The organism is Promicromonospora sp. NPDC057488 (genome assembly GCF_042802395.1).
In the GTDB taxonomy this organism is placed as follows: domain Bacteria; phylum Actinomycetota; class Actinomycetes; order Actinomycetales; family Cellulomonadaceae; genus Promicromonospora.
In genome coordinates, this window is record NZ_JBHVEG010000311.1 from 1 (window position 1) to 3,670 (window position 3,670).

A 3,670-nucleotide genomic window follows, 5' to 3' on the forward strand; every position below is an offset into this window, starting at 1 on the left:
TGCCCGGCGCCCCCGGTGACGGCCGGGGAGCCGGGCAGGCGCTCTGCTGTCGCGCGAGGCTGTCCTTCGAGGCTGCCGCCTCAGCGGGCTCGGTGGGCGGTCAGCCCTTGAAGCCGGCCTCTTCGCACGCGGCCTTGTACGAGTTGATCGCGCCGACGACCGCCCTGGGCCGGGCGATGGAGCCGTCCAGCGCCTGGTCGAAGGGCGCACGCACGGCCTCGAGGTGGGCGATGCTGACCTCGTCCGCCCTGCCGATGATCTTGCCGAGGGCCACGCTGATGCCGGTGACCCTGCCGGTCGTCTCCTCGTCCAGCGGCTGGGCGACCGTCCCGGCCTCGTTCCCGATGTTCGTCACGAGCGGCCCGGCGAAGAACTGCTTGCACGACTCGACAATGTCGAACTCGCCGGTGCTGATCGGGGCCTCGGCCACGGGAGACGGGGCGACCTGCTCCACCTCGCCGCTGGAGGGCGTGAAGTCGTTGGCCATGTCCTCGAGGGCCCCGCATCCGGACAGCAGGAGCGCACTGGCGACCACGGCCACGGCCGCCCAGTTCTTACTGGTGCTCACGATCTACTTCCCTCACGTCATCGGGTCAGAAAGTGCGGTTCGACCGCACTCGCCCGCGAGTCTAGCGGCACGCCCGCGACCGGAGGCCAATCGCCGGTGCTCTCACCCGGACGCCCCCGTCCGGTTCGCGCCGCACGCGCCCCACGAACCGGGCGCCCGGGCCACCGCAGTGGTCCGGGCGCCCGGCATGGTGGGGTGCGTGGTGGCCGTCAGCGGGGGTCGTCCGACGGCGGCTGGTCCTGCGGCGCGGCGCTTCCGGGGGCCGCGGGCGGCGCGGACGTCGCGGGCGGCGTCGGACCCACGGAGCGGAGCACGGCGAGCCGGGACCGGTACTCGGCCTCGTCGATCTCGCCGCGGGCGAACCGGGTGCCGAGCAGCGTCACGGGGTCGGTGCCCGCGGCCGCGTGGGCGGCCCACGGTCCGCCCCATCCGCCGCGTCCGCCCCGCCGGGCCCGCCGGGCGATCAGGAAGACCACGGTCGCGAACAGCAGGAACCAGAGCAGCGGGAAGATGAAGAAGAACGGGCCGGGTCCGCCCCAGCCGTAGTGCGGCCCGTTGGCGAGGACCTCCGTCGTCGCGGTGAGCATGTCGACCTCCAGCAGTCGGTTCGGCCGGTCGTTCCGGCCACACCACCAGGCTGCCGCTGCCCGGCGCCGGGGGCGTCAGCCCGGCGTACCTGCCGGGCTACCCCACTGGTGCCGCCCCGGGCTCAGGTCGTTCGACCTTCCGACCATCCGGGGCGGACCAGGCCCGCCTCGTACGCCAGCACCACGAGCTGGGCGCGGTCGCGCGAGCCGGTCTTCATGAGCACCCGCGAGACGTGCGTCTTCACGGTCGACTCCGACAGGTACAGCCGGCCGGCGATCTCGTCGTTGGCGAGCCCGCCCGCGACCTCGACCAGCACCTCCCGCTCGCGCGGGGTGAGCTCGGCGAGGGCAGGCACCGGCCGCACGGTCCGGGTCGCGTCCGCGACCTTGGCCAGCAGCCGCCGCGTCACCGTGGGCGACAGCAGCGCGTTGCCCGACGCCGCCACCCGCACCGCCCGCACCAGCTCCGCGGGCTCGGTGTCCTTGACCAGGAACCCGGACGCCCCGGCGCGGATCGCCTCGGTGACGTACTCGTCGAGCTCGAACGTCGTCACCACCACCACGTGCACGCCCGCCGCGCGCGGCTCCGCGATGATCCGCCGCGTCGCCTCGAGCCCGTCCAGGCCGGGCATGCGGATGTCCATCAGCACCACCTGGGGCAGGTGCTCCAGGGTGAGCGCCACCGCGTCGTCGCCGGTCGCGGCCTGCGCCACGACGCGCATGTCGTCCTCGGAGTCGATCAGGGCGCGGAACCCGCCGCGCACCAGGGCCTGGTCGTCGGCGAGCAGGACGTCGATCATGCGGTTTCTCCGGTCTCCGGTGCGTCGGACTGCTCGGCCTGGTTCGGCGGTGCGGTGGGTGGCGGGCCTTCGGCGGACGCCGGCCCGCCCGCGGCCCGGTCCGCCGCGGACGACGTCCGGGACCGCGGGGCCACGGGGAGCCGCGCCCGGACCTCCCAGCCGGGGCCGGTCCTGCGTGGGCCGGCGGTCAGCGTGCCGCCCGCGCCCTCGACGCGCTCGCGCATCCCGAGCAGCCCGTACCCGGCCTCGACCGGTCCCGCGCCCGTGGGGGCGCCGTCGTCGGCCACCACCACCTCGACGGCGTCGTCCCTGGTCACGCACAGCGTGACCGCACGGGCCGACGGCGCGTGCCGGCGGACGTTCGTCAGCGACTCCTGGACCACGCGGTGCACGACGCCGGCGACGTGGTCGGGCAGGTCGTCCACGTCGGTGAGCTCGACGGTGACGTCGAGACCGTCGGCGCGCGCCTGGTCGGCGAGCCGGCGCAGGCCGGTGAGGTCCCAGGTGGGGGCGAGCGGCGCGGCGTCGTCCCACTGCGGGTCCGCGGCAGCGGGCTGGCCGGCGGCAGATGAGCCGGTCGCAGGCGAGCCGACGGCGGGCGGGCCGGTGAGGCTGGCCGAGCCGAGCGGCTGCGCTCCCGAAGTGGACGGGGCCGTCCCTTCGCGGACGATGCCCAGCACCGTGCGGACCTCGGCGAGCGCGTCCTTGCTGGTGTCGCGGATGTTGGTGAGCGCCTCGCGCGCCTGGCCGGGGTTCCGGTCGATCAGGTGCAGGCCCACGCCCGCCTGGACGTTGATCGCGGACAGCGAGTGGGCCAGCACGTCGTGCAGCTCGCGGGCGATCCGCAGCCGCTCCGACGCGACGGCGGTGCGCTCCCGCTCGGCGGCGGTCTCCCGGGCGGCGGCCCGCGCGGCCGCCCGGCGTGCGATCCGGTCGCGCGCCCCGCTCGCCACCAGCAGGACGACGGCGAGCCAGGCGGCCCCCGCGACGAGCGCGCCGGTGGTGACGAACCACGAGCCGTCGGCGTCGGCCCAGCCGGGGCCGTGGTAACCCGGGGGACCCCAGGACCGGTCGGGCTCGATCGGGTTCTCGGCCAGGAACCGCCGGAGGCGGGGGACGAGCAGCGTCGCCGCGACGCCGACGCCGCCCGCGAGCAGTGCGGCCCCGGACCAGGCGATCACCCTCGCCCGGCGCGCCTCACCGCTGAGCATCACCCCCGCCAGCACGGCGAAGGGCCCCAGGAACACCGGGCCCCACGGGTACCCGACCAGGAGGAAGGTGAACGTGGCGGCGACGGACAGCACCGCGGCGAGCGCGGGCCGGCGCGGCAGCAGGAGCAGGAGCGCCGCGGGCGACACCAGCAGCAGGAGCAGCCCGCCGAGGTCGAGGTCGGTGGCCCACCCCTGGCCGCGGGAGGCACCGAGCGAGCCCACGACGGAGGCCACCGCGACGGCCACGGCGACGAAGACCCGCGGCCGCGGACGGTCGAACGGCCCGGTCACGGGCGGGTCCGCCAGGGCGGCGCTGTTCGGACGGGTGGTGCCCAGCATGCTCGCACGCTACGCCGGGAGCGGGCCGGTCGCGTCGCACCCCGGTGCCGGTGCGTGTCGTCCTGCGGTACCGGAAGCGCGCCGGCCGCGGGCGAGCGGTCGGCAGTTCGGGCGGTCGGCAGAATGTCAGGTGGGCGGCAGTCCGAGCTACCGACCACCTTACAT

Annotated in this window: 4 protein-coding genes; all 4 read right to left on the reverse strand. The window is 75.9% G+C overall.

Going from position 1 to position 3,670, the window contains the following annotated elements:
• Window positions 1-100 precede the first annotated feature (100 nt).
• Window positions 101-568, reverse strand: a complete 468-nt coding sequence (locus ACFU5G_RS29535) for a hypothetical protein (RefSeq protein ID WP_377252647.1) — start codon at window positions 566-568, stop codon at window positions 101-103.
• Between the two features lie 209 nt (window positions 569-777).
• Complete coding sequence (locus ACFU5G_RS29540) at window positions 778-1,155, reverse strand: SHOCT domain-containing protein (RefSeq protein ID WP_377252649.1); 378 nt, start codon at window positions 1,153-1,155, stop codon at window positions 778-780.
• Between the two features lie 122 nt (window positions 1,156-1,277).
• Window positions 1,278-1,955 carry a response regulator gene (locus tag ACFU5G_RS29545; RefSeq protein ID WP_377252651.1) on the reverse strand — a complete coding sequence of 226 codons (678 nt, stop codon included), beginning with the start codon at window positions 1,953-1,955 and terminating at the stop codon, window positions 1,278-1,280.
• Window positions 1,952-3,505, reverse strand: coding sequence for a sensor histidine kinase (locus ACFU5G_RS29550; protein WP_377252654.1), 1,554 nt, complete (start codon window positions 3,503-3,505; stop codon window positions 1,952-1,954). Before ACFU5G_RS29550 ends, ACFU5G_RS29545 begins: the two co-directional genes overlap by 4 nt.
• Between the last annotated feature and the right edge of the window lie 165 nt (window positions 3,506-3,670).

Bases quoted from the DNA above. Each gene is read 5' to 3' on its own strand.
- ACFU5G_RS29540 (WP_377252649.1), bottom strand. From the start codon at position 1,155: ATGCTCACCGCGACGACGGAGGTCCTCGCCAACGGGCCGCACTACGGC.
- ACFU5G_RS29545 (WP_377252651.1), bottom strand. From the start codon at position 1,955: ATGATCGACGTCCTGCTCGCCGACGACCAGGCCCTGGTGCGCGGCGGG.
- ACFU5G_RS29550 (WP_377252654.1), bottom strand. From the start codon at position 3,505: ATGCTGGGCACCACCCGTCCGAACAGCGCCGCCCTGGCGGACCCGCCC.